Raw genomic sequence first — 1,701 nt, forward strand, 5'->3', positions numbered from 1 at the left:
TGAGAGTACAAATCGTTTTGCCGTTTATAAACAACAAACAAAAAACAAAAAAGAAACCTAACATACTTTTTATTGCGATTGATGATTTAAGACCTGAATTGGGCAGTTATGATAATAGTATAGCGGTTACCCCCCATTTAGATCAACTTTCAGCTCAAGGTATGCAATTTAACAGAGCGTATTGTCAACAAGCAATTTGTAGTCCTTCCAGAGCTAGTGCTATGACAGGAGCACGACCGGAAACGATCAATGTGATTGAAAACTACACGTATTTTAGAGATGAAAACCCTGATATTATTACGCTTCCTCAGCATTTTAAAGAGAACGGTTATGAAACCATGAACTGCGGTAAAGTATATCATGCAAAATATAATGACCCAGAAAAATCTTGGTCCAAAAAACCAGATAAAAAGCTTTTAGGGTATAAGTTTAAAGGTTTAGTAGGTGGTTATGCTTTAAAAGAAAATCAAGAAATCTTTAAGAAAAATAAAGCTGAAATGATTGCCAAATACGGTAAGGAAGCCAAGTATGGTCTTGGCATGGGACCAGCGTTTGAATGTGTGGACGTCCCTGATAATACATACATTGATGGTATGAATGCTGACCTTGCAATCGCCAATATCAAACAAATGATTACTGAGCAGCCAGACAAACCTTTCTTTATGGGATTAGGGTTTATTTCTCCTCACCTAAACTTTGTTGCTCCTAAGAAATACTGGGATTTATACGATAGAGATCAAATCAAAATAAGTACTCAGACGGAAGCTCCTGAAAATGGGGCTGCAATGGGACTTCATGCTTCTTTTGAGTTAAGAACTAGAGCCAATATCCCCAATAAAGGAAAAATTGGAGATGATTTAGCTACGGACTTAATTCATTCTTACTTGGCTACTTCAAGTTATGTAGATGCTCAGATTGGTAAGGTGATTCAAGCATTAAAGAAAGAAGGTATTTTGGATAATACTATCATTATGGTGTGGTCTGACCATGGTTATCACTTAGGTGAAATGGGAATATGGGGAAAGGCTACCAATTATGAAATTGCAACTAGAGTTCCATTAATAGTATGGACACCAGACCAAAAAAGTAGAGGTGTTGCTTCTGATGCATTAGTAGAATTAGTAGACATGTACCCTACACTTTGTGATTTAGCCGGGCTTGATTTACCAAAACATTTAGAAGGGCAATCCTTTGCTCCATTATTGGATCAGCCTCAACTCCCTTGGAAAAAAGCAGCGTTTAGCCAATACCCAACTCCGGCCTTAAGAGAATGGGCTGCGAATCCATTATCCAAAGGAATGAGAGAAACTTACTTTGGGCCTTTGATTGAAGAAGTAGAGCAGAAAATCAAAGATCAAATGAAAGAGGATTGGGATAGGGCATTATTCGAAAACGATATTATGGGCTATGCAATGCGTAATAAGGAGTACCGTTTGGTGGTTTGGAAAAATCGTAAGCAACCTAATGAAGCACCTCTCTATGTGGAACTTTATGATCACAAAAATGATCCAACAGAAACAAAAAATATCGCCGATTCTTCTCCTGAAATTGTAGCCCAATTAATGGCTCAAATGGACAAAGGATGGGAAGGCAATAAGGCTGGAAAAGAAATATAGGAAGATAATTCTACTTAGGGATTGTCGCAAAACCTATTTTTATATCACAAGTGCCAAACACATTGTAAACTAAGTTTTCGAATAT

The 1,701-nt window shown here is 37.2% G+C and carries 1 protein-coding gene; it reads left to right on the forward strand.

What is annotated here, in order from left to right; genetic code table 11:
- On the forward strand, positions 1 to 1,616 hold a 1,616-nt coding region (locus tag PL77_RS29705), incomplete at its 5' end, for a sulfatase (RefSeq protein ID WP_044213639.1).
- Positions 1,617 to 1,701: the final 85 nt, after the last annotated feature.

Source organism: Flammeovirga sp. OC4 (assembly GCF_000812565.1).
Taxonomy (GTDB): Bacteria; Bacteroidota; Bacteroidia; order Cytophagales; family Flammeovirgaceae; genus Flammeovirga.